Below are 25,014 nucleotides of genomic sequence, written 5' to 3' on the forward strand. Positions count from 1 at the left end.
GGACGCAGGCGGGTTTTCCCGCTTGCGTGCGGCAGGAGCGTGAGGCGCCAGCGGGGGCGATCCCCGCCCCGGCTCGCGTCGGCGCCTGGGCGACTCTTCACCTGGCGAACGCACCGGGCTGCCTAGCATCGTGGGCCTGTCCCCCGCAGGAGCATGGCCATGGACAAGCGCAAGGTCGCGGTCCTCATCGGCAGCGTTCGTGAAGGCTCCTTCAACCGGTTGCTGGCGCGCGCGCTGGAGCGGCTGGGCGAGGACCGGCTGGTGTTCGACCTGGTCGAGATCGGCAGCCTTCCGTTCTACAACCAGGATTTCGACGGCGACTACCCCGCGGCCGGCACGGCGCTCAAGTCGCAGCTGCGCGACGCCGACGCGGTGCTGTTCGTAACCCCCGAATACAACCGCTCGGTACCCGGCGTGCTGAAAAACGCCATCGACCTGGCCTCGCGTCCCTACGGCGACAGCGCGTTCGCGGGGCTGCCGGCCGCCGTGATCGGGGCATCGGTCGGGGCGATCGGCACGGCGATGGCGCAGCAGCACCTGCGCAACATCCTTTCCTACCTGGACATGGCGGTGATGCCGCAGCCGGAGGCGTACATCCACTTCAAGGACGGGCTGGTCGACGAGGAAGGCAAGGTCACCCGGCAGGACACCCGCGAGTTCCTCGAAGACTTCGTCGACCGTTTCGTCGAGTGGATCGACCGCCAGCGCGGCTGAGCTCCGGCGCGTCAGCCCGGCCGCAGTTGCTGCAGGCCGCTGCGCAGCCGCTGCAGCGGAGAGGGGTCCACCGGGCCCGCATCGGTCAGGACGGCGGCCAGCACGCGCTTGAACGGCGGCAGCGCGGCACTGGCGCGTAGTGCGGCGCCACGCACCCAGCGCGCCGGGGCGCGTTCGTCGGTGTAGAGGCCGACGATCGCGCGGGTGGCCTGGAACAGGGGCCAGCTGCCACGGCGGTGGCGGCGTTCATAGCGGACCAGCAGGAACGGATCGCCCAGGTCGCGGCCTTGCCGCAGGGCAGTGGCCGCAAGGTCGGACAGGCGCTCCACGCTGGCCAGCCCCAGATTGAAGCCATGCGCCGTGACCGGATGCATGCCCACGGCCGCATCCCCGGCCAGCGCCAGGCGCGGCCCGGTGAAACGGCGTGCCCAAGTCGCCACCAGCGGATAGACATGGCGGCTGCCGACCAGCTCCATGCGCCCCAGGCGCCCGCCGTATCGCTTCTCCAGTTCGCGGGCGAAGGCGTCGTCGTCCAGCGCCGCCAGCACGCGCGCCTGTTCGCCCGGCAGGGTCACCACGGCGCCGGCCAGATGCTCTTCCAGGGGCAACAGGGCCAGGGTCTGCCCGAGTCCGAACCATTCCCAGGCTGCGTGCTCGTGCGGCAGCTCATGCCGCACGCGGCAGACCAGCATGCTCTTGCCGAAGTCGTGCAGGTCGGCGTCGATGCCCAGGGCGCGCCGGGTTTCGGAAAAGCGGCTGTCGGCGGCGACCAGGAGGCGTGCCTCGAGGCGAGGGCCGTCGCGCAACTGCAGCCAGGCGGCATCTGCGCCGGCGTGCACGGCCTGGATCGTCGCCGAGGGGTACAGGTCGATCCCCGGCGTCTCCTGTGCGGCAAGCCAGGCCGCGCGGCGGATCAGGTGGTTGGCGACCAGGCTGCCCAGATGCCCGCCGGCGTCCGGGGCGACACGCGGGGTGATGCGCAGTTCCTGCGGCAGGTCGCGGTCCATCACCCGCGCCGCGTGCATGGGATGGATTTCGCCGTCGGGGATGTGGGGCCACACCCCAAGCTCGCGCAGCAGGCGGATCGAGGCATGGGTGAGGGCGATCTCGCGGCCGTCGAAGGCCGGGTCGGCGAGCGCTTCCTGCGGCTGGCGCTCGACCAGTGCCACCTTCAACCCCTGCATGGCCAGGGCACGGGCCAGGCACAGGCCGACCGGCCCGGCGCCGACGATGGCGATGTCGTGCTGCATGTGCGCTCTCCGTTTGCGTCCCGCGCAGTCTAGGCAGGCGGCGGCGCGGCGCCCTGATCGAGGTCAAGGGCATGCAGCGGGGATCGCGGGGCGGGGCTGCGGAGGGCGCCGCGGTGCCGGCTATACTGCACGGTCCAAACGCTTTTGACAGACAGCGGCGCCTTTACAGATCAATGATTTGGGCCGCATTTCTGGCAAACAACATCAATCCGGTGGCGCACTGCGCCGCGAGACCCCCGGGAAACTGTCCGCCGCATGCGCCTGTCCACGATCAAGCTGTCCGGCTTCAAGTCCTTCGTCGACCCGACCACGCTGCACCTGCCGACCAACATGACCGGCGTGGTCGGTCCCAACGGCTGCGGCAAGTCCAACATCATCGACGCCGTGCGCTGGGTGATGGGCGAGAGCTCGGCCAGCCGCCTGCGCGGCGACTCGCTGACCGACGTGATCTTCTCCGGCAGCGCCGCGCGCAAGCCGGTCAGCCAGGCGACGGTCGAACTGATCTTCGACAACTCCGACCACACCATCGCCGGCGAGTACGCCGCGTTCAACGAGATCTCGGTCAAGCGCACGGTCAGTCGTGACGGCCAGAGCCAGTACTACCTCAACGGCACCAAGTGCCGCCGCCGCGATATCACCGACCTGTTCCTGGGCACCGGCCTGGGGCCGCGCAGCTATTCGATCATCGAGCAGGGGATGATCAGCCAGATCATCGAGGCCCGGCCCGAGGACCTGCGCGTGTACCTGGAAGAGGCCGCCGGCATCTCCAAGTACAAGGAGCGGCGCAAGGAGACCGAAACCCGCATCCGCCACACGCGCGAGAACCTGGACCGGCTCAACGACCTGCGCGAGGAAGTCGACAAGCAGCTCGACCACCTGCGTCGCCAGGCCCGCCAGGCCGAGCAGTACCAGGCGCTGCAGGCCGAACGCAAGGTCAAGGACGCCGAGTGGAAGGCGCTGCAGTTCCGCGCGCTGGACGTGCAGCTGCAGGGGCTGCGGGAGCGGCTGGGGCAGGAGGAGACCAAGCTCGAACAGATCATCGCCGGCCAGCGCGAGGCCGAGCGCGAGATCGAGACCGGCCGGGTGCGCCGTGAGGAAGCGGCCGAGACGCTCAACAAGGCCCAGGCCGAGGTCTACCAGGTCGGCGGCGTGCTGGCCCGGATCGAACAGCAGATCCAGCACCAGCGCGAGCTGTCCACGCGCCTGAACCAGGCCCGCGACGAAGCGGCCTCCGCGCTGGGCGAGCTCGACCAGCACATCGGCGACGACCGGCAGAAGCTCGAAGTGCTCAGCGCCTCGGTCGAGGAAGCCGAACCGCGCCTGGAGCAGCTGCGCGAGGACGATGTGTTCCGCCAGGAGGCGCTACGCGAGGCCGAGGCGCAGCTGGCCGACTGGCAGCAGCGCTGGGAAACGCATGGCCGCCAGTCGGCCGAGGCTTCGCGCTCGGGCGAAGTCGAGCGCACCCGCGTGGACTACCTGGACCGGCAGGCCCTGGAAGCTGACCGGCGTCGCGAGGCGCTGGCAGGCGAACGCGCCGGGCTGGACCTGGAATCGCTGGCGCAGGTGTTCGAAGAAGCGCAGATCCAGCACGAGTCCCAGAAGACCGCGCTCGACGGGCTCAACGAACAGCTGGAAGCGCGCAAGCAGGGCGTATCCGGACTGCAGGAACAGCAGCGCACCGCGCAGGCCGAGCTGGCCGATGTACGCAAGCAGGCCCAGGCCGCGCGCGGCCGCCTGTCTTCGCTGGAGACCCTGCAGCAGGCCGCGCTCGGCCAGGAGCAGGGCGCGGCGGTCGCGTGGCTCAAGGCACGCGGACTGGACTCGTCCGCGCGAGTGGGCGAGCGACTCACCGTCGAGGACGGCTGGGAAAACGCCGTGGAAGGCGCGCTGGGCCAGCTGATCGAAGGCGTGCTGGTCGACGCACCCGAGCAGCTGGTCGAGGCGCTGGCCGACCTGGGCGACGGGCGCATCGCGCTGGTCGCAGAAGCGGCGGGGACCGCGACCTTCGCGCCGACCTCGCTGGCGGCGAAGGTGCAGGGCCCGCTGGCCGTGCGCCGCCTGCTGGCGCGGCTGCATGCCGCCGACGACCTGGCCCACGCGCGCCGGCTGCTGCCGACGCTGGGCGAGGGCGATTCGATCATCACCCGTGCCGGCGAACGCCTAGGCGAGGGCTGGCTGCGGGTATCGCGCTCGGGCGCCGCGAAGCAGGGTGCACTGCTGCGCGAACGCGAGATCCAGTCGCTGCGCGTGGCCATCGAGGAACTGCAGCAGCGCGAAGCCGCGCTGGAAGAGCGCCTGGTCCACCTGCGCGACCAGTTGCTGGCCGCCGAACAGCAGCGCGAGGACGCGCAGCGCCAGCTGTACATGGCGCACCGCAGCGTCTCCGAACTGGCCGGCCAGCTGCAGAGCCAGCAGGGCCGGATGGACACGGCCCGTCAGCGCATCGAGCGCATCGAGAACGAACTGGCGCAGCTGGTCCAGACCCTGGACAGCAGCCGCGAGCAGGCCCGCGAGGCCCGCGCCCGGCTGGAAGATGCGGTCACGTCGATGGGCGACCTGGAAACCGCGCGCCAGGCCCTGGAGGCCGAACGCCGCCAGCGCACCGAAGCCCGCGACCTGGCGCGCGATGCCGCGCGCAGCAGCCGCGACGCCACCCACGCGCTCGCCCTGGGCCTGGAATCGCAGCGCACCCAGATCGCCTCGCTGACCCAGGCCCTGCAGCGCATGGAGGCACAGCGCGGCCAGCTCGATTCGCGCCTGGGCGAACTGGCGGCCCAGCTCAGCACCGGCGACTCGCCGATCCAGACCCTGGAGGGCGAGCACCAGGCCGCGTTGTCCGAGCGCGTGCGCGTGGAGCGTGCGCTCGGCGAGGCGCGTGCGGTCCTGGAAGGCATCGACCACGAACTGCGCGGCTTCGAACAGTCCCGGCAGCAGCGCGACGAACAGTCGCTGGCCCAGCGCGAGCGGATTTCGCAGCGTCGGCTGGACCAGCAGGCGCTGGCGCTGAAGGCCGAGCAACTGGTCCAGGCGGTCACCGCCGAAGGCCTGGTGCTGGAGGACGTGGTCAACACCCTGCCCGAAGTGGCCGACGTGGCCCAGTGGGAGCAGGCGGTGGGCCAGATCGACGGGCGCATGCGCAGGCTCGAGCCGGTCAACCTGGCCGCGATCCACGAATGCGGCGAAGCCGAGCAGCGCAAGACCTACCTGGATTCGCAGAACACCGACCTGACCACCGCGCTCGAGACCCTCGAAGAGGCGATCCGCAAGATCGACCGCGAGACCCGTGGCCGCTTCAAGGACACCTTCGACCGGGTCAATTCCGGCATCCAGCAGCTGTATCCGCGCCTGTTCGGCGGCGGCCACGCCTATCTGGAACTCACCGGCGAGGACCTGCTCGACACCGGCGTGGCGATCATGGCGCGGCCGCCGGGCAAGCGCGTCTCCAACATCTCCCTGCTGTCGGGCGGCGAGAAGGCGATGACCGCGGTGGCGCTGGTGTTCGCCATCTTCCAGCTGAACCCGGCGCCGTTCTGCCTGCTCGACGAGGTGGACGCGCCGCTGGACGAGGCCAACGTCAGCCGCTTCACCGGCATGGTCAAGGAGATGAGCGAGAAGGTGCAGTTCCTGTTCGTGAGCCACAACAAGGCGACGATGGAGGCCGCCCACCAGCTCTCCGGCGTGACCATGCGCGAGCCCGGCGTGTCGCGGCTGGTCAGCGTGGATCTGGAGGAGGCCGCGCGCCTTGCAGGCGCTGCCTGAGACGATCGCGGCGCCTCGGGGTTTTTTCCGGGGTGCCGCTCGTGACATCCTTGCACCCTTCTGACCCCCGGCGGAGACGCGTTCCATGTCCGACAAAGACCTGCTGCGCATCGGCATCCTGATCGCCGGCCTCCTGCTGTTGGTGGCGATCTGGTTCTTCGGAAGGCCGCGCAAGGAGGAGCAGGGACGGCGTCGCGAATCGCGCGAATCGCGAGGGTCCCCGGTGATGACGTCCGAGTACGGTCGCGCCCGGCGCGAACCGTCGCTGGAAGGCGAAGGCCCTGCGGACGGTGGCGGGGATGGCGATTACAGCAGCGAGGCCGTGAGCCAGCCCGAACTCGGACTGGGCGCCGAACCGGCGCCGGACAGCAACCTGGGCCGCCGCGAGACCCAGGATTTCGACAAGATCGTCTCGCTGTACGTGGCGGCCCGGGCTGGCACCGTGCTGCGCGGCGAGGACATCGTGGTGGCGGCCGAGAAGACCGGCATGGTCTTCGGCCACATGAGCGTGTTCCACCGCCTGCTGGAAGGGCATCCCGAACGCGGCCCGGTCTTCAGCATGGCCAGCATCATCAAACCCGGCAGTTTCGACATGGCCACGATCCGTGAGCTGGAGACGCCGGCGATCGCTTTCTTCCTGACCCTGCCGGCGCCGGTGCCTGCGCTGGACGCGTGGGAGAAGATGCTGCCGACCGTGCAGCGCATGGCCGAGCTGCTGGAAGGCGTGGTCCTGGACGACAGCCGCAACGCGCTCGGTCGCCAGCGCATCGCCCATATCCGCGACGAACTGCGCGCCTACGACCGCCAGCACGAAGCGCCGCCGCTGACCAAGGCGCCGCGCTGGTAAGCGCGCGTTGGGAGGCGGAAGACGGCCTGTGTCGATACGCGGCATCAGCCATGTGACCTTCGTGGTCGCCGACCTGGAACGGACCGCTCGCCTGTTCGGCGAGGGGCTCGGCGCACGCGAGGTGTACGACAGCGCCGGTCGCGAGCACTCGATTTCCCGCGAGAAGTTCTTCGTCCTCGGCGACCTCTGGCTGGTGGCCATGCAGGGCGCGCCGCTGGCCGATCGCAGCTACCGACACGTGGCCTTCGCGGTGGACGCGGCGGAGCTGCCGGGGTATCGGCAGCGACTGCAGGCCCTGGGCGTGGAGGTGCTGCCGGGGCGCGGGCGGATCGAGGGCGAGGGCGAGTCCCTCTATTTCCACGACGACGACAACCACCTGTTCGAGTTGCATGCCGGCACGCTCGATCAGCGGCTGGCGGCCTACGCGGTGATGGACGCGGCCTCCGCGCAGTTCAAGCCGGACTGAACCGCCTGCGTCGCTGGCCTGTCGCTCAGGTCGCTGCCCCCACCTGGGCGAACACTTCGCGAAAGCGCGCCATCTCCGCTTCCGTCCCGACCGTGATCCGCACGTGCTGCGGCATCGACGGCCAGCTGCGGCCGATGAAGACCTTGTGCTGCGCCATCTTCGCGGCGAACGCGCGGCCGTCTCCCTTCACGTCGACCATGAAGCAGTTGGCCTGGCTGGGCAGGCAGCCATGGCCGCGCGCGGCCAGCCAGGCGACGGTCTCCCCGCGCAGGCGGGTGTTCTCGGCCTTGCGCGTGGCCAGGTGCTGCGGGTTGCGCAGGCTGGCGATGCCGGCCGCCACGCTGGGCACCGGCAGGCTGTTGACCCCGAACAGCACCAGCCGCTGCAGCAGGTCCGGTCGCGCCATCGCCAGGCCCAGGCGCATGCCGGCCATGCCGTAGATCTTGGAGAAGGTGCGCAGCACGACGACGTCGGCGCCGGCACGGACCAGGTCCAGGGTGTCGGGTTCGTCGCTGTAGTGGATGTAGGCCTCGTCGACCAGCAGCACGGCGTCGGCCGGCTTGTGCGCCAGCAGCCAGTCGATGTCCGCGCGCGGAGTGACCGAGCCGGTGGGGTTGTTCGGATTGCAGATGTAGATCAGGCCGGCAGTGGACGCCTTCGCGGCAGCGGCCATCGCCTGCACGTCGTGGGCGCCGTCGGCTTTCAAGGGCACGCGCACGACCTTGGCGCCGTGGGCGTCGGCCATCTGCGCCAGCGATTCGAAGGTCGGATCGGCGATCACCAGGGCCGACCGCGGCGAGGTGAACGCAAGCGCCGCCGAATCCAGTGCCACGCCGGAGCCGCAGTAGCCGGCGACCTGGTCGTCGCGCAGCCCGTTCTGTCCTGCGAATACCTGCACCAGTTCGCGCTGCGGCCCGAACAGGTAGCGGTTCGCCTGGACCAGGCCATCCGCCGCCGCCTGCTGCGCTTCGGCGAAGGGCCCGTGCGGGTTCTCGTTGAAATTGAGCAGCACCGCGTCCGGATCGTCCATCCCCGGAATCGATGGGGGCAGCTGCGCCCGAGCCATGCCCCCGGACCCGATCAGGGGCGCCAGCCCGGCGGTGGCCAGGCTGCAGGCGGACAGGCCGAGGAAGTGGCGACGGCTGAGCGGATGGGCCATGTGCGCGCGCTGGCTGGAGGGCTGCAGGCACGCTACGTCAGCGCGAAGAGGGCGACAAGCACCCGGGTAGAATCGGCGCATGAACAGCCCCGACACCGCCGCGCGCGCCGCCGAACTGCGCCGCCTGATCGAAGACGCCAACCGCCGCTACCACGAGCTCGATGCGCCGGACATCACCGACGCGCAGTACGACGCCCTGGTCCGTGAACTGGAGGCGCTTGAGGCCAAGCACCCGGAACTGGCCGCCGCCGACTCGCCGACCCGTCGCGTCGGCGCGACGCCGGCCGGGCGCTTCCCGCAAGTGACCCATGCCGTGCCGATGCTGTCGCTGGGCAATGCATTCGAGGACGGCGAGGTCGCCGACTTCGTCCGCCGCATCCGCGAGCGGCTGGACCGGCAGGACCTGGTGTTTTCCGCCGAACCCAAACTCGACGGACTGGCGATCAGCCTGCGCTACGAGGACGGCGTTTTCGTGCAGGGCGCCACCCGCGGCGACGGCGCCACCGGCGAGGACGTGACCGCAAACCTGCGCACGATCGCGGTGATCCCGCAGCGGCTGCAGGGCAGCGGCTGGCCGAAGGTGCTGGAGGTGCGCGGCGAGGTCTACATGGGCCGCGCCGACTTCGAGCGCTACAACGAACATGCACGGCTGCACGGCGGCAAGGTGCTGGCGAACCCGCGCAATGGCGCGGCCGGTTCGCTGCGCCAGATCGATCCGAAACTCACCGCGCAGCGGCCACTGAGTTTCTACGCCTACGGCGTCGGCCTGGTCGAGGGCGGCACGCTGCCGGACAGCCATTCGGCGACCCTGACGCGGCTGCGCGAATGGGGCTTCCCGGTCAGCGACCTGGCCACGATCGTGCACGACGTCGATGGCCTGCTCGGCTACTACCGGCGGATCGGCGAGGCCCGCGACGGGCTGGCGTTCGACATCGACGGGGTGGTCTACAAGCTGGACGACTACGCCGGCCAGCGCGAGATGGGCTTCGTCTCGCGCGCGCCGCGCTGGGCCATCGCGCACAAGTTCCCGGCGCAGGAGCAGACCACGGTGGTCGAGTCGATCGAGGTCAACGTCGGCCGCACCGGCGCGGTCACGCCCTGGGCGCTGATGCAGCCGGTGCAGGTGGGCGGGGTCACCGTCACCCGCGCCACCCTGCACAACGCCGACCACGTGGCGCGCCTGGACGTGCGCAACGGCGATACGGTGATCGTGCGCCGCGCGGGTGATGTCATTCCCGAGGTGGTGCAGGTGGTGCTGGACCGGCGCCCGGCGGATGCGACGCCGTGGTCGATGCCGATGGCCTGCCCGGTGTGCGGCTCGGAGGTGGTGCGCGAGGAGGGCGCGGCGGTATGGCGCTGCTCGGGCGAGCTGTCCTGTCCGGCGCAGCGTGTCCAGGCGGTGTTCCACTTCGCCAGTCGCAGGGCGATGGATATAGACGGGCTGGGCGAGCGCTACATCGAGTCGCTCTCCGATTTTGGCCACCTGCAGGACGTATCCGACCTCTACCGGCTCGGCGTGGACGACCTGCTGGAGATGAAGCGACAAGCCGACGAGCGCGACGGAACGACGCCCGAAACGGTGAAGGCCGGCAAGGTCGCCACCAAGTGGGCCGACAACCTGGTCGAGGCAATCGATCGCAGCCGCGACACGACCCTGGCGCGCTTCCTGTACGCGCTGGGGATCGAACATGTCGGCGAGAGCACCGCAAAGGCGCTGGCGCAGTGGTTCGGCGACCTCGAACTCATCCGCCGCCTGCCATGGCCGCTGTTCAAGCGCGTGCCAGACATCGGTGGCGAGGTGGCGCGTGCCATCGGCCACTTCCTCGACCAGCCCGGCAACCAGCAGGTGATCGATCGGCTGCTCGAGCGCGGCGTGCGCATCGGCGATGCGCATGCGCCGAACCCCAAGCTGGGCGAGGGGCTGGACCTGGCCACGCTGCTGGTCGACCTGGAGATCCCGAAGGTCACGCCGGTGCGTGCTGCGCAGCTGGGCTCGGCCTTCGCCGACGCGCAGGCACTGCGGGATGCACCGGCGCACAACCTAGTGACCGCCGGTTTGCCGCACGAGACTGCGAACGCACTGGTCGCCTGGCTCGAAGACGAGGCCAATGCCGGACTGCTGCTGCGAAGCGCCCAGGCGCTGGTCGAGCTGCGTGGACGCCTGCCGGCGCGCGGCGCGGCGTCTGCGGGGCCGCTTGAGGGCAGGACGGTGGTCCTGACCGGGACGCTGGTATCGATGGGTCGCGACGAGGCCAAGGACCGGCTGGAGGCGCTCGGCGCGAAAGCCGCAGGCAGCGTATCGAAGAAGACCAGTTTCGTGGTCGCCGGGACCGAGGCCGGTTCCAAGCTGGCCAAGGCCGAGGAACTGGGTATCGAGGTCTGGGACGAAGCGCGCCTGCTCGCGTTCCTGGAGCAGCACGCGTGAGCGATGCCGTCGACTGGCGACCTTCTTCCGGCATCGAGGCGCTGCGCCTGCGCGCGCGCGTCTATGCGCTGGTCCGCGCGTTCTTCGCGCAGCGCGACGTATTGGAAGTGGAAACCCCGGTGCTGTCGGAGGCCGGCAACACCGAGCCCAACATCGAAAGCTTCACCACCACCTTCAGCGGCCACCGCGACGCCGGCTTGCCGCAGCGCTGGCTGCGCACTTCGCCCGAGTACCCGCTCAAGCGCCTGATCGCTGCCGGCATCGGCGACTGCTACGAGTTGGGCCGGGTGTTCCGCAACGGCGAGGCAGGGGGCCGCCACAACCCGGAGTTCACCATGCTGGAGTGGTACCGCGTCGGCTGGGACCACCGGCGCCTGGCCGCGGAGACGGTCGAACTGGTCCAGCAGGCGCTGGCCCTGGTCGGGCGACAGGCGGACGTGGTCTCGCTGACGTATCGCGAGCTGTTCGTGCAAGGAGCCGGCGTGGACCCGTTCACCGCCAGCGACGCGCAGCTGCGTGCGCCGCTGGAAGGGGTCGATATCGATGGCACGGGCCTGGGCCGGGACGACTGGCTCGACCTGCTGATGACCCATCGCATCCAGCCGCAATTCCAGAGGGACCGGATCACCGTCGTGCACGACTGGCCAGCCACGCAATGCGCGCTGGCCAGGGTCCGCGACGGTGATCCCCCGGTGGCCGAGCGCTTCGAGCTTTACCTGGGGCAGTTCGAACTGGCCAACGGCTACCACGAGCTCACGGATGCGAATGAACAGCGCGCGCGCTTCCGTCGCGACAACCAGGTCCGCGCGGGCCGCGGAACGGCGCAGCCGCCGCTGGACGAACGCCTGCTGGCGGCGCTGCAGGCCGGCATGCCCGACTGCGCGGGCGTGGCGCTGGGCGTCGAGCGGTTGCTGATGGCGCTGTCCGGTACCGGTCGTATCGCCGATGTGCTGGCCTTCGACTTCGGTCGGGCCTGAGCGCGACGACCCGTGCCGCCGGGGCGCTTTCACCGGGCCTTCCGCCGCGCGCGTCAGAATCTTTTTTGCGTGAACCAGTCGAGGGGGCGGCACGGATGGAGGCAGGACGCGGTCGAATGACGGGCGGCACGACGCGATGGCGCATGGCGGGCATGGCCGCCGGTGCGTGCGTGGCATGGATGGCCTGGGCGGGTACGGCATCGGCGGCCGAAGGCGTCGTGCGCTGCGAATCGGACGACCTGCGCCGCGTGCATTGCCCGATGGATACCGGCGGGGGGGTCGACCTGGTGCGCCAGCTCTCCGGGAACGCCTGCATCCGCGAATCCGACTGGGGCGTGGACGGCCAGGGCGTATGGGTCGCGCGCGGGTGTCGTGCCGAATTCCGTGCGCGCGCGGCGGACGCGGTGGTGAGCCGGAGCATGATCCGCTGCGAATCCAGCAGTGGTCGCACCCGCAGTTGCGCGGTGATGCTCCGGGGCGCGCCGGTGCGCCTGCTGCGGCAGCTGTCGGCGCTGCCTTGCAAGCGCGACGAGAGCTGGGGGGTCGGCCGCAACGAGATCTGGGCCTCGCGCGGCTGCAAGGGCGAGTTCGAGATCGGTGACCGCGACAGCGGCTTCCCGCCGGGGCGGCGGTTGGTCACCTGCGAGTCGAAGGACCGGCTCAAGCGCAGCTGCGGCACCACCATCGACCACGGCGCGGTGCTGCATCGCCAGCTTTCGGGGATGGATTGCGAGGAAGGGCGCAGCTGGGGTTGGGGCGCGGAGGGCATCTGGGTCGACAAGGGCTGCCGCGCCGAATTCAGCGTCGAGTAGGCCGGGCAACGGCGGCGAAGGTGCCGGCAGCGGCTAGAATCCACGCATGGAAAACGCCTTCGATTTCGACCGCTACGACCACATCCGTCCGATCCTGTGGACCGGCGAAGCGCTGGAACTGCTGGACCAGCGCCGGCTGCCGTTCGCGGTGGAACATGTCACCTGCCACGACAGCGACGAAGTCGCGCAGGCGATCCGCGACCTGGCCGTGCGCGGTGCGCCAGCGATCGGCATCTCCGCCGCCTGGGGCGTCGTGCTGGCTGCGCGCACGGTCGAGGCCGACGATGGCGCGCAGGCCGCACCGAAGCTGGAGCCGGCGCTGCAGCGACTCAACGCGGCGCGGCCCACGGCGGTCAACCTGGCCTGGGCGCTGGCGCGGATGCGGCGGGCGCTCACCGGCACGGGTGCCGACTGGCGCACCGTCCTCGAGCGCGAGGCCCAGGCCATTGCCGATGAAGACCTCGCGGCGAACCGGCACATGGGGGCGCTGGGCGCCGGGCTGGTGGAGCCGGGCAGCGGCGTGCTGACCCACTGCAACACCGGTTCCCTGGCTACCGCCGGATTCGGTACCGCGCTGGGCGTGGTCCGCGCCGGCGTCGCCGAAGGGCGCATCGCGCGCGTGTTCGCCGGCGAAACCCGGCCCTGGCTGCAGGGCGCGCGCCTGACGGTATGGGAACTGCAGCAGGACGGCATCGATGCGACCCTGATCGCCGATTCGGCCGCATCCCACCTGATGAAGACCGGTGCGGTGCAGTGGGTGGTGGTCGGTGCCGACCGGATCTGTGCCAATGGCGACACCGCCAACAAGATCGGGACGTACCAGCTGGCCATCGCCGCGCGCCACCACGGCGTGCGATTCATGGTCGTGGCGCCGTCCTCGACGGTGGACCTGGACACGCCGGATGGGGATGCGATCGAGATCGAGCAGCGCGACCCCGGCGAGTTGCACGGCGTGGGGGGCGTGCGCACCGTCGCCGAGGGCATCGCGGCCTGGAACCCCGTGTTCGACGTGACCCCGGCTGCGCTGATCGATGCCATCGTCACCGAGAAGGGCGTGGTCGAGCGTCCCGACACGGCGCGCATGCGCGCCGTGTTCGGCGACTGAGCGACTGGCGGGGTTGCGGCGCCGCCCGCGATCGCCCGCCCCCCAGGCCGACGCATGGGAGCCGCCGCCGGGCTCGATGGCTGTGTATGTTCCACGATCACCCGGTCGTCCGCCGGCTCGCCGTCGTGGCCATGCACGCGAGATCGCCGGAGGCGCCCGCCGCGTCCGCAAAATCGTCCGCAAGTGCTTGTTTCTGCGTGGGAATGAGAGTCCGTGGCGGCGCTCGTTGTGCTAGAATCGACCGGTTGCGCGAAGTCCGCTTGCGCAGCACCGCGTGCAGCCCCCGTGGCGGCCGCCCGGCATGCCCGCCACCGCCCCGCAATCGCCCCCGCTGAAGAGTCCTGATGACCGATCTCGCCAAAGAAATCATCCCGGTCAACCTCGAAGACGAAATGCGCCGCAGCTACCTCGATTACGCGATGAGCGTGATCGTCGGCCGCGCGCTCCCCGACGTGCGGGACGGCCTGAAGCCGGTGCACCGCCGGGTGCTCTTCGCGATGGATGAACTGGGCGCGCACAGCAACAAGCCGTACTACAAGTCCGCGCGAATCGTCGGCGACGTCATCGGTAAATACCACCCGCACGGCGACCAGTCGGTGTACGACACGCTGGTGCGCATGGCCCAGCCGTTCTCGCTGCGCTACATGCTGGTGGATGGGCAGGGCAACTTCGGTTCGGTCGACGGCGACTCGGCTGCGGCGATGCGATACACCGAGGCGCGCATGTCGCGCCTGACCCACGAACTGATGGCCGACATCGACAAGGAAACCGTCGATTTCCAGCCCAACTACGACGAGAAGGAACAGGAGCCGACGGTCATGCCGACCCGGTTCCCGAACCTGCTGGTGAATGGTTCGGCCGGTATCGCGGTCGGCATGGCCACCAACATCCCGCCGCACAACCTGACCGAGGTGGTGAACGGCCTGCTCGCCCTGATCGACGAGCCCGAGCTCGATATCGACGGGCTGATGCAGTACATCCCGGGTCCGGATTTCCCGACCGCGGGCATCATCAACGGCGTGGGCGGCATCCAGCTGGCATACCGCACCGGTCGCGGCCGCGTGCGCATGCGCGCCAAGGCCGACGTGGAAGTGGCCGACAACGGCCGTGAATCGATCATCGTCACCGAGATCCCCTACCAGGTGAACAAGGCACGGCTGATCGAGAAGATCGCCGAGCTGGTCAAGGAAAAGAAGATCGAGGGCATCTCGGAGCTGCGCGACGAGTCCGACAAGGACGGCATGCGCATCTACATCGAGATCAAGCGCGGCGAATCGGCCGAGGTGGTACTGAACAACCTGTACCAGCAGACCCAGCTGGAGTCGGTGTTCGGCATCAACATGGTGGCGCTGGTCGACGGCCGCCCGCAGCTGGTCAACCTCAAGCAGATCCTCGAGGCGTTCCTGCGCCACCGCCGCGAGGTGGTGACCCGCAGGACCATCTTCGAACTGCGCAAGGCACGCGCCCGTGCGCACGTGCTGGAAGGCCTGACCGTCGCGCTGGCCAACATCGACGAGATGATCGAACTGATCAAGACCTCCGAGAGCCCGCAGGTGGCCAAGGAGCGCATGCTCGGCCGCAGCTGGGAGCCGGGCCTGGTCGGTGCCTTGCTGGGCGCCGCGGGCGCCGAGGCTTCGCGACCGGACGACCTGCCGGCCGGCGTGGGCTTCATCGATGGCCAGTACCAGCTGACCGAAGTACAGGCCCAGCAGATCCTGGAAATGCGCCTGCACCGCCTGACCGGGCTGGAGCAGGACAAGCTGACCGACGAGTACCGCCAGCTGCTGGAAGCCATCCGCGGCCTGATCGAGATCCTCGAGAACCCGGACGTGCTGCGCCAGGTGATCCGCACCGAGCTGGAGAACCTGAAGGTGGAGTTCGGCGACGAGCGGCGCAGCGAGATCCGTGCCAGCGAGGAAGACCTCGACATCCTCGACCTGATCGCCCCTGAAGACGTGGTGGTCACCCTGTCCCATGCCGGCTACGCCAAGCGCCAGCCGGTCTCGGCGTATCGCGCGCAGAAGCGTGGCGGCCGTGGCCGCAGCGCGGCGGCGACCAAGGAAGAGGATTTCATCGACCAGTTGTGGCTGGTCAACACGCATGACACGCTGTTGACCTTCACCAGCAACGGCAAGGTGTTCTGGTTGCCGGTGCACCAGCTGCCGGAAGCCGGTTCCAATGCCCGCGGGCGGCCGATCATCAACTGGATTCCGCTGGAAGAAGGCGAGAAGGTCCAGGCGGTGCTGCCGGTGCGCGAGTATGCCGAGGGCTACTACGTGTTCTTCGCCACCCGCGACGGCACGGTCAAGAAGACCCCGCTGACCGAATTCGCGTTCCGCCTGGCGCGCGGCAAGATCGCGATCAGCCTGGACGAGGGCGACGCCCTGGTCGGCGTGTCCCTGACCCATGGCGCCAGCGACATCATGCTGTTCGCGTCCAACGGCAAGGCCGTGCGTTTCGACGAGTCCGAAGTGCGTTCGATGGGCCGTACCGCTACTGGCGTGCGCGGCATCCGCCTGGCGCAGGGCGAACAGGTTGTCAGCCTGGTCGTGCCGGAGGACGAGGGCGACATCCTCACCGCCAGCGAGCGCGGCTACGGCAAGCGCACGCCGCTCGACGAATACCCGAAGAAGGGCCGCGGCACCCAGGGCGTGATTGCGATCCAGACCACCGAGCGCAACGGCAAGCTGGTCGGCGCGATCCAGTTGTCCGAGCAGCACGAGGTCCTGCTGATTTCGGACGGCGGCACGCTGGTGCGCACGCGTGCCTCGGAGATCTCGCAGGTCGGCCGCAACACCCAGGGCGTGACCCTGATCCGGCTCGGCGAGGGCGAGTCGCTGCAGGCGGTCGAGCGCGTCGATGCGTCGCTGGACGACGAGGACGAACAGGCCGGCACCCGGGCCGCCGGCGATGACGTCGCAGCGGAAGTCGCTCCGCAGGCCTGATCCACGCCAGGTTCTACAAATGCGAACGCCGGCCCAGGGCCGGCGTTCGCATTTGTGCGGTGGAACCGACGCGAGGCGAGCACGCCTGTGCGTCGATCATCGCGATCACATGGTCCGGCACTGCCTCCAGCGCACCGCGTCCTCGCTGCCGGGGCGCGGATTGAGCTGCACGCGCACGTTGCGCAGCGGCGGGTAGCGCTCCAGTTCGCTGCAGATCAGCGGCCAGACCATCTGGTCGCTGCCACTGCGGTCGATCACCAGCGTCGCGCGGGTCAGCCAGTAGGCGCGGGTGATCCCGGGCACGACCGAAAGCGTGCGTGCGATATCGCCCTGGTAGCGTGCGAACGTGGCGTCATCGGGATTGTCGAGGATGACGCTTTCATCCACGGCGGGCGCCTCGGTGGCAGCGGGCGCGGCCACGGCTTTCTGCGTCCCGGCCGGGCCCGATGGCGCCGTGGCTGCGGTGACGGCCGGTGTTTCGGTCGCGGCCGATTCAAGGCGCGGCAGCAACACTGCAACGACAAGGCCCAGTGCCAGCGCACCGCCCAGTGCGATCGACGTATGTCGCTTGGCCTGCGCCTTGGCGGCGGTTTCGATCCGCTGGGTCACGTCAACCGGAAGGAAAGGCTTGAGCAGTGGCCACAGGCGCCGGCCATCGATCACTTCGATCCCGCGCGCGGCGGCGGCGGCGAGGGCGTCGCGTTCGGCATGCCCCTCGGTAAGCAGGATGCCACCCCGTGCGCCGGCCAGGTCCATCGCGCCGGCAAGCTCTTCCACGCTCGCTTCACCGAGGCGATAAGCCATGCCGTGCTTGCACGAAAGCAGCCAGCGGCTGTCGCCATCGGTCATCAGCAGCTGGCTGCTGGTCGAGTCGCCACCCTGGTCCAACCCCTGGTTGGCGTCGCGCAGGCCGCGCTGCTGCATGGCCTGGCCGATGATCGTTGCGAATTCGCGCCAGCGCAGGTTGGCCAGCGCGCGCAGGCCGGCGGCCGTTTCCGTTTCCGGACGCCGCACCAGCCAGATGTAAAGCACCGCCAGCACGGCTGCGAGCGCAGCCAGGCCCAACCCCAAAATCCAGGAAGACATGCCGATCCCTGTGAAAACCCCTGTACCGGCCGCGATGTTACCCGGTTTCAAGTGGCGGTCGGCTGCGCGCGAATGAGGGCGTCGACAGGCGAAGGTGGCCCGCCAGTCCGGTAGCCGTGAGGGGAGGGGAGCAAACGGCGGTTGGACTGGCGGGCCGGCTCCGATTTTGCCGCGTTGTCTTGTGCTGTGCAACAAAACGGGCGGCAGCGAAAGCGCGGCCGATCATCCCGCCGATGGCGTGCTCTCGTTCCCGCTTGCGGGGCTGGAAGTACCTGCGTGCGTGCGCTGGAGTTCGCGGGTCAATGCGTCGATCCGCGCACCTAGTGCGTCGAGGTCGTCCCGGGTGGGAACGTCGAGCTGGCGCAAGGTCTGTTGCACGCGCTGTTCGAATACGCGGCCCATGCTTTCCCAGGCCTCGCCGGCGCGGGTCTGGGCGCGGCCCATCGCTGCATCCAGGTTCTGGCGCAGGCCTTCGAGGCGGCCCGCCGCGCTGCTGGCCGGGGTCTCGCCATCTTCCACCTGGCGGCCTTCTTCGGCCAGTTGCTCGAAGAGGCGGCTGCCCTCGCTCTGCGCACGGGCCAGCGCACCGATGCCGGCGAGCCATACCTGGTGCGCGTTGTCGCCCAGTTCGCGGGCCACGCGTCCTGCCTGTGCCTGGAGGTCGGCGACGCTGGTGAAGCCGGGGGTGCGGGGATCGGCGCTCATGGGCGGTCCTTGTAAGTTCGCGTCCGGGCAGTGTGTGGGGCGGGGCGATAAGGAGGCGTGAGCTCGCCGGCTCAGTCCAGCCGTTCGCCCAGCACGCGCCGGATCTCGCCTTCGACCTGGCCGCGCAGCGCCGACAGGAGGAAGCCGAGTTCGGCGCTGACGCGCACCTGCTGCGGCAGGACTTCGACCAGGCCCTGCAGGCCCGGCCCGGACAGGACCACCGCATCGCCCTGCCAGGTGCCCGACAGTCCGTAGTGTTCGCGCAGCTGCGCGGCGATGCCTTCCACGATGGTGCGGGCCTCGTCGGCGCTGCGGGTGTGCGGGTGCAGGATATCGATGCGGGCCATGGCGGAAATCGCGGGGAGGGACGGCAAGGTTAGCCTCGCCCGCGGCACCGGGCCAGCGATGCGGACCTCGGATTTGCTAGGCTTTCGCCGAATGTCCGACCTGCAACTCCATTTCAGCAATCGCCAGCAGGCCGATCACCCGCTGTCCCCCGGGGTGCATCGCGTGGTGCGCCAGTCCAATGGCGTGCTGGGTGTCGGCGACACCCTGCCGGGCGTCCTCCTGGCCCAGCTCTGCCTGGACCGGCGGGGCTTGTGGCTGCAGGTGCCCGGCGGTGCGCGCGCCATCCACGTCAACGGACGACCCGTACTGCGCATGGCGCTGCTGCGTGCCGGCGACGCGGTCTATGTCGATGGCGTCGAGCTGCTGGTGCGCACGCCGTTGCGGGCCGCGCCAAGGCCGCTCGACCCGGGCGAACATGCCGGCGATCCGCGCGTGGTCCTGCGCGGGGTCGGTGGCCAGTACCACGGCCGCAGCTTCACTCTGGGTCCCGAACGGCTGGTCGGCACTTCGCGCGAAGCCGACATCCGCATCGACGCACCCGGCTTCCCGGCGCGGCATGCGTTGCTGGAGCGTCATGGCGACGTGGTCCTGCTGCGCAGCCTCGGCCAGGAGTCGAGCGTGGTCAACGGCGTGACGGTCCGCGACGCGGTGCTGGGCGCTGGCGACCAGGTGGTGTTCGACGGCCAGCATCGCTTCGTGGTCGAGTTTCCCGCCGTGCCGGACTCCCGTCCGGTGGATGCACCCGAGCCGGTGTCGCAGCTCGAGGCGGCGACTCCCCCCGCGCCGGTCCGTCCGGGCACCCGTCTGCCCTGGCTGTTGCTGGCCGCCCTGATGCTGGGGCTGCTCCTCAGCGCGCTGCTGTGGTTCGGCGCACGCTGAGCCGCCGGAACACGCGCCAGCCGAGCAGCACCGCGACGATGCCGGCATAGACCGCCGGCTCGCGCACGTCCGATTTGACCAACCACCAGAAATGCAGCACGGCGAGCACGGCCACTGCGTAGACCAGCCTGTGCAACTGACCCCAGCGCCGGCCAAGCCTGCGCATCCAGCCCAAGGTCGAGGTCACCGCCAGCGGCACCAGCAGCAGCCAGGCGGTGAAGCCCACGGTGATGTAGGGACGCTTGGCGATCTCCTCGAAGATCTGCGCCCAGTAGCCGCCCAGGTCGAAGACCAGGTAGGCGGCCAGGTGCAGGCTCGCGTAGAAAAACGCGTACAAGCCGAGCATGCGCCGGAAACGCAGCAACACTGATTGGCCGGTCAGCTGCCGCACCGGCGTGATCGCCAGGGTGATCAGCAGCAGGCGCAATGCCCACAGGCCGGTGCGATGTTCGATCGCCGCAACCGGGTCTGCGCCGAGGGCGTCGCTGCCGGTTCGCCACACTTCGGCGACCTGCCAGGCCAGGTAGGACGCGGGTGCAAGGGCGGCGGCGTGCACGCCCGCCTTGGCCCAGGCGAGACCTGCGCCCGTCTTCGCGCCCGTCCTGGCACCCGTGTTGGAGGCGGGGCGGCGATTCATGCGTGGCCGGCCGCTGTGCAGGCCGTCAATACCACTTGCGCAGGTCCATGCCGGCATACATCGAGGCGACCTGATCGCCGTAGCCGTTGAACGGTTGCGTCGGGATCCGCTCGGCGAACAGCTTGCTCTTGCTGCCGGCGATGCGTCGCTCGGTCTTCTGGCTCCAGCGCGGATGGTCCACGGCCGGATTGACGTTGGAGAAGAAGCCGTATTCCGATGGCTGCAGCTGGTGCCAGGCGGTCTCGGGCATCTTCTCGGTGAAGCGGATCGCCACGATCGACTTGATCGACTTGAACCCGTACTTCCACGGCACCACCAGTCGCAAGGGCGCACCGTTCTGCTGCGGCAGCGGCTTGCCATACATCCCGGTCGCCAGCAGGGTCAGCGGGTGCATCGCCTCGTCGATGCGCAGGCCCTCCCGATATGGCCAGTCGATCGAACGATAGCGGATGCCGGGCATCTGCTGCGGGTCGGCCAGTGTGGTGAAGGCGACGTACTTCGCCTTCGAGGTCGGTTCGAAGCGCTTGAGCGTTTCGCCAAGCGGCACGCCCATCCACGGGATCACCATCGACCAGCCCTCCACGCAACGCAGCCGGTAGATCCGTTCCTGCGAAGCCTGGCCACGCAACAGGTCTTCCAGGGCGATCCGGCCGGGTTTGGCGCATTCGCCATCCACCGCCACGGTCCACGGCGAGGTGCGCAGTGTCTTGGCGGCGCTCGAGGGGTCGCCCTTGCCGGTGCCGAACTCGTAGAAGTTGTTGTAGGTGGTGGCATCCTCGAAACGGGTCTGCTCCTCGCGGGTGCTGAAACCGGCGTTGGCATCGACGGCGCTGACCGCTGTCTTCGGCGGCGGCGGGGGTTCGGCTTCGGCACATCCCGGGAGTGCGGCGAGCAGCGGGCTTGCGGCGAATGCGGCCAGCAGTCGGCGGCGTTCGCGGTAGACGTTTTCGTCGGTTATCCCGGCGGAGGCGATGTCGGGCAGGCGGAACGTTGGCATCGCATCACTCCCGCGGTGGATGTGGGTTGGACCCCGTGGCGACTATACGGTTCCCGCGTCGCGCATGGCCTGCAGGGGCGGGTCTTGGTTGCGCCCGCAACCGCTGCACTGCGGCATACTACGGGGCCTTTCGTGACGGGTGGTTCATGACGCGCGCCTACAACTTCAGTGCCGGCCCCGCGACGCTGCCGGAGACGGTATTGCGCCAGGCGCAGGCCGAGATGCTGGACTGGAACGGGGTAGGCGCGTCGATCGTCGAACTGAGCCATCGCGGCGCCGAGTTCATGGGCGTCGCCGCGCAGGCGGAAGCGGACCTGAGGAAGCTGCTGTCCGTGCCCGACGACTACGCGGTGCTGTTCCTGGCCGGCGGCGCGACCACCCAGCAGGCGCTGCTGGCGCTGAACTTCGCCGCGCCGGGCCAGGTCGTGGACTACATCGTCACCGGCCATTGGGGCAAGACGGCGATCAAGCAGGTCAAGCCCTATGTCGACGTCCACGTGGCCGCGGACGGCGAGCCCGGGGGTTTCCACGACATCCCGTCGCGCGCCGGCTGGACGCTCAGTCCGGGCGCGGCGTACGTGCACATCACCGCGAACGAAACCATCCACGGCGTCGAGTTCCGCGACACGCCCGACGTGGGCGATGTGCCGTTGTTCGCCGATTTCAGCTCGTCGATCGCATCGGAGCCATTGGATGTATCGAAGTACGGACTGATCTACGCCGGCGCGCAGAAGAACCTCGGCCCGGTCGGCATCTCGGTGCTGCTCGTGCGTCGCGAACTGCTGGAACGCGCGGGCCAGCCGCGCGCCGACATCTTTAACTACGCCTCGCACGCGGCGCGCGATTCGATGCTCAACACGCCGCCGACGTGGAATTGGTACCTGCTCGGCCTGGTGGTGAAGTGGATGCTCGACGAGGGCGGCGTGGAAGAATTCGCGCGCCGCAACGCAGCCAAGGCGGAACTGGTCTACGGTGCGATCGACGGCTCCGGTGGCTTCTACCGCAACCAGGTCGTGCCGGCGGTGCGTTCGCGCATGAACATCCCGTTCTTCCTGCCCGACGAAGCGCTCACCAGCCGCTTCGTCAGTGAGTCCAAGGCCGCGGGGCTGCTGGCATTGAAGGGCCACAAGGCGGTCGGCGGCCTTCGCGCGTCGCTTTACAACGCGGTGCCCGTCGCAGGCGCGCAGGCGCTGGTCGATTTCATGCGCGATTTCCAGCAACGCAATGGCTGAGCACGACGGCTGCATGCTTTTCTAGGAATGCACTCCAGGCGCGACCCACCAGGCTGCTGACGCGGCTGGCCCCAAGCACAACGGAACCCCGCACATGGCAACACCGAAGAAGCCCGCCGCCGGAAAGCCGGCCCGGAAAAAGCCGGCAACGCCCAAGGCCAGCAAGGCGCCGGCAGCCGCGGCGCCTGTACTGGCCGACGTGCGCGCCCAGATCGACGGGATCGATCGCCAGATCCAGGCCCTGATCGCCGAGCGCGCCGGCTTCGCGCTGCAGGTCGGCAAGGCCAAGGGCAAGCTCGCGGCGGCGGTGGACTACTACCGGCCCGAGCGCGAAGCGCAGGTGCTGCGGATGGTGGTCGATCGCAACGAGGGCCCGCTGTCCGACGAAGTCCTGGTGCATGTGTTCCGCGAGATCATGTCGGCCTGCCTGGCCCAGCAGGAGCCACTGAAGATCGGCTACCTCGGACCGGAGGGCACCTTCAGCCAGCAGGCGGTGCTCAAGCATTTCGGCCGATCCGCGCATGGCCTGCCGCTGGGCAGCATCGAGGAAGTGTTCCAGGAGGTCGAGGCCGGCAATGCCGATTTCGGCGTGGTTCCCGTCGAAAATTCCGGGCAGGGCACGATCCAGGTCACCCTCGACATGTTCCTGACCTCGCAGCTGAAGATCTGCGGCGAGGTGGAGCTGATGGTCCACCAGTACCTGCTGTCGCGCAGCGGCCGGATCGAGGATATCGAGCGCATCTATGCGCATCCGCAGGCCTTCGCCCAGACCGCCGGCTGGCTGCGCACCAACCTGCCGAAGGCCGAGAAGGTACCGGTATCGAGCAATGCCGAAGGCGCCCGGCGCGCGCGCAGTGCCGACGACGCGGCCGCCATCGCCGGCGAAAGCGCGGCGCACGTGTACGGCCTGAAGAAGGTCATCATGCGTCCGATCCAGGACGACAAGGACAACACGACCCGCTTCCTGGTGATCGGGCGGCAGATCTTCCCGCCATCGGGCCATGACCGCACCTCGGTGCTGGTGTTCATCCACGACAAGCCCGGTGCGCTGTTCGACGTGCTCAGCCCGTTCGCCAGGCATGGCATCAGCATGAACCGGATCGAATCGCGGCCGTCGCACCAGGCCAAGTGGGAGTACGCGTTCTTCATCGACCTGGCCGGGCACGTGGAGGACCAGGCGATGAAGCAGGCGCTGGCCGAACTGGAGAAGCACGTGGCCCAGGTCAAGGTGCTGGGTTCGTATCCGGTGGCGGTGCCATAACCGCGCACGTGCACGGCAGCGGCACCCAACGGGTTTCGATTGATTGGAAAAGCAGCAGGGATACGGAGCAGAGATGTCGCAGTCGCAGCATTGGGTCGCAACCGCCGGTCAGCCGCTGCGCGGCACGCTGGAGATTCCCGGGGACAAGTCGGTCTCGCACCGCTCGGTGATGTTCGCCGCGCTCGCCGATGGCGTTTCCACCATCGACGGATTCCTCGAAGGCGAGGACACGCGCGCCACCGCGGCGATCTTCTCGCAGCTGGGCGTGCGCATCGAAACGCCGTCGCCCTCGCGTCGCATCGTGCATGGCGTGGGCGTCGATGGCCTGCGCGCGGCGGATGGTCCACTGGATTGCGGCAATGCCGGTACCGGCATGCGCCTGCTGGCCGGGCTGCTGGCGGCGCAATCGTTCGACAGCGTCCTGGTGGGTGACGAGTCGCTGTCGAAGCGGCCGATGCGGCGGATCACCGTTCCGTTGGCGCAGATGGGCGCGAAGATCGATACGCGCGAGGACGGCACGCCGCCGCTGCACATCCATGGCGCACAGGGGCTCCACGGGATCGAATACACCCTGCCGGTGGCCTCGGCGCAGGTGAAGTCGGCGGTGCTGCTGGCCGGCCTCTATGCACAGGGCGAGACGTCGGTCGCCGAGCCGCATCCGACCCGGGACTACACCGAGCGCATGCTTTCGGCCTTCGGCGTGGAGATCGAGTTCTCGCCCGGCCACGCCCGCCTGCGCGGCGGCCAGCGCCTGCGCGCGACCGATATCGCGGTACCGGCGGATTTCTCCTCGTCGGCCTTCTTCCTCGTCGCGGCCAGCATCGTTCCGGGGTCGGAACTGCGACTGCGCGCGGTCGGCCTCAATCCGCGTCGCACGGGCCTGCTGCAGGCACTGCGCCTGATGGGTGCCGACATCACCGAGGAGAATCCCTCGACCCATGGCGGCGAGCCCGTCGCCGACCTGGTGGTGCGCCATGCGCCTTTGCGCGGGATCGAGGTGCCGGAGGCGCTGGTCCCGGACATGATCGACGAGTTTCCCGCGCTGTTCGTCGCAGCCGCCTGCGCCGAAGGCCCGACCGTCGTGCGCGGCGCTGCCGAACTGCGGGTCAAGGAATCGGACCGCCTCGCTGCGATGGCGGTCGGCTTGCGCACGCTGGGACTGCGGATCGACGAGACGCCCGACGGGGCCACGATCCATCCGGGCCTGCTGGGTGCCGGTACGATCGAAAGCCACGGCGACCATCGGATCGCCATGGCTTTCGCGGTGGCCGCGCAGCGCGCGAGCGGGGAAGTGCGGGTGGACGACGTGGCCAACGTGGCCACGTCGTTCCCGGGTTTCGACCGGCTCGCGCGGGATTGCGGGTTCGGGCTTCGCAGCTAGCTGGCAAGGCGCCAGGCGGCCGCGTGTAA

The 25,014-nt window shown here is 69.4% G+C and carries 20 protein-coding genes; 13 read left to right on the plus strand and 7 right to left on the minus strand.

The window, feature by feature from the left end; translation table 11 throughout:
- Positions 1–159: 159 nt before the first annotated feature.
- Positions 160–714 (plus strand): NADPH-dependent FMN reductase, encoded by a 555-nt coding sequence (locus tag MNQ95_RS13265; RefSeq protein ID WP_241953149.1) that lies wholly within the window; start codon positions 160–162, stop codon positions 712–714.
- Between the two features lie 11 nt (positions 715–725).
- Here the strand turns inward: MNQ95_RS13265 and ubiM are convergent, their stop codons facing one another.
- The gene (gene ubiM / locus MNQ95_RS13270; protein WP_241953150.1) at positions 726–1,964 is read right to left on the minus strand and encodes a 5-demethoxyubiquinol-8 5-hydroxylase UbiM; all 1,239 of its coding nucleotides are present in this window, start codon (positions 1,962–1,964) and stop codon (positions 726–728) included.
- Positions 1,965–2,219: 255 nt separating this feature from the next.
- On the opposite strand from ubiM, the gene smc reads away from it, so the two are divergent.
- From smc to fosX, 3 genes are all read left to right on the plus strand, one after another.
- The gene (gene smc, locus MNQ95_RS13275) at positions 2,220–5,723 is read left to right on the plus strand and encodes a chromosome segregation protein SMC (protein WP_241953151.1); all 3,504 of its coding nucleotides are present in this window, start codon (positions 2,220–2,222) and stop codon (positions 5,721–5,723) included.
- Between the two features lie 85 nt (positions 5,724–5,808).
- Positions 5,809–6,570 carry a cell division protein ZipA gene (gene zipA / locus MNQ95_RS13280; protein WP_241953152.1) on the plus strand — a complete coding sequence of 254 codons (762 nt, stop codon included), beginning with the start codon at positions 5,809–5,811 and terminating at the stop codon, positions 6,568–6,570.
- A gap of 28 nt (positions 6,571–6,598) precedes the next feature.
- Positions 6,599–7,036, plus strand: coding sequence for a FosX/FosE/FosI family fosfomycin resistance hydrolase (fosX, locus tag MNQ95_RS13285; RefSeq protein ID WP_274379383.1), 438 nt, complete (start codon positions 6,599–6,601; stop codon positions 7,034–7,036).
- A gap of 25 nt (positions 7,037–7,061) precedes the next feature.
- Here the strand turns inward: fosX and MNQ95_RS13290 are convergent, their stop codons facing one another.
- Positions 7,062–8,195: a pyridoxal phosphate-dependent aminotransferase gene (locus MNQ95_RS13290; protein ID WP_241953153.1), complete on the minus strand. Its 1,134-nt coding sequence runs from the start codon at positions 8,193–8,195 to the stop codon at positions 7,062–7,064.
- 79 nt (positions 8,196–8,274) lie between these two features.
- Here MNQ95_RS13290 and ligA point away from each other — a divergent pair, with 79 nt between their 5' ends.
- The 5 genes from ligA (at position 8,275) to gyrA (ending at position 16,459) form a co-directional block, all read left to right on the plus strand.
- A complete protein-coding gene (ligA, locus tag MNQ95_RS13295) occupies positions 8,275–10,620 on the plus strand; it encodes an NAD-dependent DNA ligase LigA (RefSeq protein WP_241953154.1) in 2,346 nt (781 codons plus the stop codon).
- The gene (epmA, locus tag MNQ95_RS13300; RefSeq protein WP_241953155.1) at positions 10,617–11,597 is read left to right on the plus strand and encodes an EF-P lysine aminoacylase EpmA; all 981 of its coding nucleotides are present in this window, start codon (positions 10,617–10,619) and stop codon (positions 11,595–11,597) included. Before ligA ends, epmA begins: the two co-directional genes overlap by 4 nt.
- A gap of 143 nt (positions 11,598–11,740) precedes the next feature.
- Positions 11,741–12,409 carry a DUF3011 domain-containing protein gene (locus MNQ95_RS13305; protein WP_425605743.1) on the plus strand — a complete coding sequence of 223 codons (669 nt, stop codon included), beginning with the start codon at positions 11,741–11,743 and terminating at the stop codon, positions 12,407–12,409.
- A 46-nt stretch (positions 12,410–12,455) separates the two neighbouring features.
- Positions 12,456–13,514, plus strand: a complete 1,059-nt coding sequence (mtnA, locus tag MNQ95_RS13310; RefSeq protein WP_162408740.1) for an S-methyl-5-thioribose-1-phosphate isomerase — start codon at positions 12,456–12,458, stop codon at positions 13,512–13,514.
- A 344-nt stretch (positions 13,515–13,858) separates the two neighbouring features.
- Positions 13,859–16,459, plus strand: coding sequence for a DNA gyrase subunit A (gene gyrA / locus MNQ95_RS13315; protein ID WP_241953156.1), 2,601 nt, complete (start codon positions 13,859–13,861; stop codon positions 16,457–16,459).
- Positions 16,460–16,564: 105 nt separating this feature from the next.
- Here the strand turns inward: gyrA and MNQ95_RS13320 are convergent, their stop codons facing one another.
- From MNQ95_RS13320 to MNQ95_RS13330, 3 genes are all read right to left on the minus strand, one after another.
- Positions 16,565–17,545 carry a restriction endonuclease gene (locus MNQ95_RS13320; protein ID WP_241953157.1) on the minus strand — a complete coding sequence of 327 codons (981 nt, stop codon included), beginning with the start codon at positions 17,543–17,545 and terminating at the stop codon, positions 16,565–16,567.
- Between the two features lie 222 nt (positions 17,546–17,767).
- On the minus strand, positions 17,768–18,250 hold the full coding sequence (locus MNQ95_RS13325; protein WP_162408744.1) for a phasin family protein: 483 nt from the start codon (positions 18,248–18,250) through the stop codon (positions 17,768–17,770).
- Positions 18,251–18,321: 71 nt separating this feature from the next.
- On the minus strand, positions 18,322–18,597 hold the full coding sequence (locus MNQ95_RS13330; RefSeq protein ID WP_241953158.1) for a polyhydroxyalkanoic acid system family protein: 276 nt from the start codon (positions 18,595–18,597) through the stop codon (positions 18,322–18,324).
- 91 nt (positions 18,598–18,688) lie between these two features.
- On the opposite strand from MNQ95_RS13330, the gene MNQ95_RS13335 reads away from it, so the two are divergent.
- Positions 18,689–19,477: an FHA domain-containing protein gene (locus MNQ95_RS13335; protein WP_162408748.1), complete on the plus strand. Its 789-nt coding sequence runs from the start codon at positions 18,689–18,691 to the stop codon at positions 19,475–19,477.
- Here MNQ95_RS13335 and msrQ read toward each other — a convergent pair.
- Both msrQ and msrP read right to left on the minus strand, forming a co-directional pair.
- On the minus strand, positions 19,446–20,114 hold the full coding sequence (gene msrQ / locus MNQ95_RS13340) for a protein-methionine-sulfoxide reductase heme-binding subunit MsrQ (protein ID WP_241953159.1): 669 nt from the start codon (positions 20,112–20,114) through the stop codon (positions 19,446–19,448). The genes MNQ95_RS13335 and msrQ overlap by 32 nt on opposite strands.
- A 25-nt stretch (positions 20,115–20,139) precedes the next feature.
- Positions 20,140–21,111: a protein-methionine-sulfoxide reductase catalytic subunit MsrP gene (msrP, locus tag MNQ95_RS13345; RefSeq protein ID WP_241953160.1), complete on the minus strand. Its 972-nt coding sequence runs from the start codon at positions 21,109–21,111 to the stop codon at positions 20,140–20,142.
- A 146-nt stretch (positions 21,112–21,257) separates the two neighbouring features.
- On the opposite strand from msrP, the gene serC reads away from it, so the two are divergent.
- The 3 genes from serC to aroA all read left to right on the plus strand — a co-directional run bounded on the left by serC (position 21,258) and on the right by aroA (position 24,985).
- Entirely contained in the window at positions 21,258–22,343 is a 1,086-nt protein-coding gene (gene serC, locus MNQ95_RS13350; protein WP_162408754.1) for a phosphoserine transaminase, read from the plus strand.
- A gap of 94 nt (positions 22,344–22,437) precedes the next feature.
- On the plus strand, positions 22,438–23,604 hold the full coding sequence (pheA, locus tag MNQ95_RS13355; protein ID WP_162408756.1) for a prephenate dehydratase: 1,167 nt from the start codon (positions 22,438–22,440) through the stop codon (positions 23,602–23,604).
- Positions 23,605–23,677: 73 nt separating this feature from the next.
- The gene (aroA, locus tag MNQ95_RS13360) at positions 23,678–24,985 is read left to right on the plus strand and encodes a 3-phosphoshikimate 1-carboxyvinyltransferase (RefSeq protein WP_241953161.1); all 1,308 of its coding nucleotides are present in this window, start codon (positions 23,678–23,680) and stop codon (positions 24,983–24,985) included.
- The last annotated feature ends 29 nt before the right edge of the window (positions 24,986–25,014 follow it).

This window comes from Pseudoxanthomonas daejeonensis (assembly GCF_022637495.1).
GTDB classification, from domain to species: domain Bacteria; phylum Pseudomonadota; class Gammaproteobacteria; order Xanthomonadales; family Xanthomonadaceae; genus Pseudoxanthomonas; species Pseudoxanthomonas daejeonensis.

What these genes read in the sequence shown, in the direction of transcription:
- MNQ95_RS13265 (WP_241953149.1), top strand. Translation starts at nt 160, where the DNA reads ATGGACAAGCGCAAGGTCGCGGTCCTCATCGGCAGCGTTCGTGAAGGC.
- ubiM (WP_241953150.1), bottom strand. Translation starts at nt 1,964, where the DNA reads ATGCAGCACGACATCGCCATCGTCGGCGCCGGGCCGGTCGGCCTGTGC.
- smc (WP_241953151.1), top strand. Translation starts at nt 2,220, where the DNA reads ATGCGCCTGTCCACGATCAAGCTGTCCGGCTTCAAGTCCTTCGTCGAC.
- zipA (WP_241953152.1), top strand. Translation starts at nt 5,809, where the DNA reads ATGTCCGACAAAGACCTGCTGCGCATCGGCATCCTGATCGCCGGCCTC.
- MNQ95_RS13290 (WP_241953153.1), bottom strand. Translation starts at nt 8,195, where the DNA reads ATGGCCCATCCGCTCAGCCGTCGCCACTTCCTCGGCCTGTCCGCCTGC.
- ligA (WP_241953154.1), top strand. Translation starts at nt 8,275, where the DNA reads ATGAACAGCCCCGACACCGCCGCGCGCGCCGCCGAACTGCGCCGCCTG.
- MNQ95_RS13305 (WP_425605743.1), top strand. Translation starts at nt 11,741, where the DNA reads ATGGCGGGCATGGCCGCCGGTGCGTGCGTGGCATGGATGGCCTGGGCG.
- mtnA (WP_162408740.1), top strand. Translation starts at nt 12,456, where the DNA reads ATGGAAAACGCCTTCGATTTCGACCGCTACGACCACATCCGTCCGATC.
- gyrA (WP_241953156.1), top strand. Translation starts at nt 13,859, where the DNA reads ATGACCGATCTCGCCAAAGAAATCATCCCGGTCAACCTCGAAGACGAA.
- MNQ95_RS13320 (WP_241953157.1), bottom strand. Translation starts at nt 17,545, where the DNA reads ATGTCTTCCTGGATTTTGGGGTTGGGCCTGGCTGCGCTCGCAGCCGTG.
- MNQ95_RS13325 (WP_162408744.1), bottom strand. Translation starts at nt 18,250, where the DNA reads ATGAGCGCCGATCCCCGCACCCCCGGCTTCACCAGCGTCGCCGACCTC.
- MNQ95_RS13330 (WP_241953158.1), bottom strand. Translation starts at nt 18,597, where the DNA reads ATGGCCCGCATCGATATCCTGCACCCGCACACCCGCAGCGCCGACGAG.
- MNQ95_RS13335 (WP_162408748.1), top strand. Translation starts at nt 18,689, where the DNA reads ATGTCCGACCTGCAACTCCATTTCAGCAATCGCCAGCAGGCCGATCAC.
- msrQ (WP_241953159.1), bottom strand. Translation starts at nt 20,114, where the DNA reads ATGAATCGCCGCCCCGCCTCCAACACGGGTGCCAGGACGGGCGCGAAG.
- msrP (WP_241953160.1), bottom strand. Translation starts at nt 21,111, where the DNA reads ATGCCAACGTTCCGCCTGCCCGACATCGCCTCCGCCGGGATAACCGAC.
- serC (WP_162408754.1), top strand. Translation starts at nt 21,258, where the DNA reads ATGACGCGCGCCTACAACTTCAGTGCCGGCCCCGCGACGCTGCCGGAG.
- pheA (WP_162408756.1), top strand. Translation starts at nt 22,438, where the DNA reads ATGGCAACACCGAAGAAGCCCGCCGCCGGAAAGCCGGCCCGGAAAAAG.
- aroA (WP_241953161.1), top strand. Translation starts at nt 23,678, where the DNA reads ATGTCGCAGTCGCAGCATTGGGTCGCAACCGCCGGTCAGCCGCTGCGC.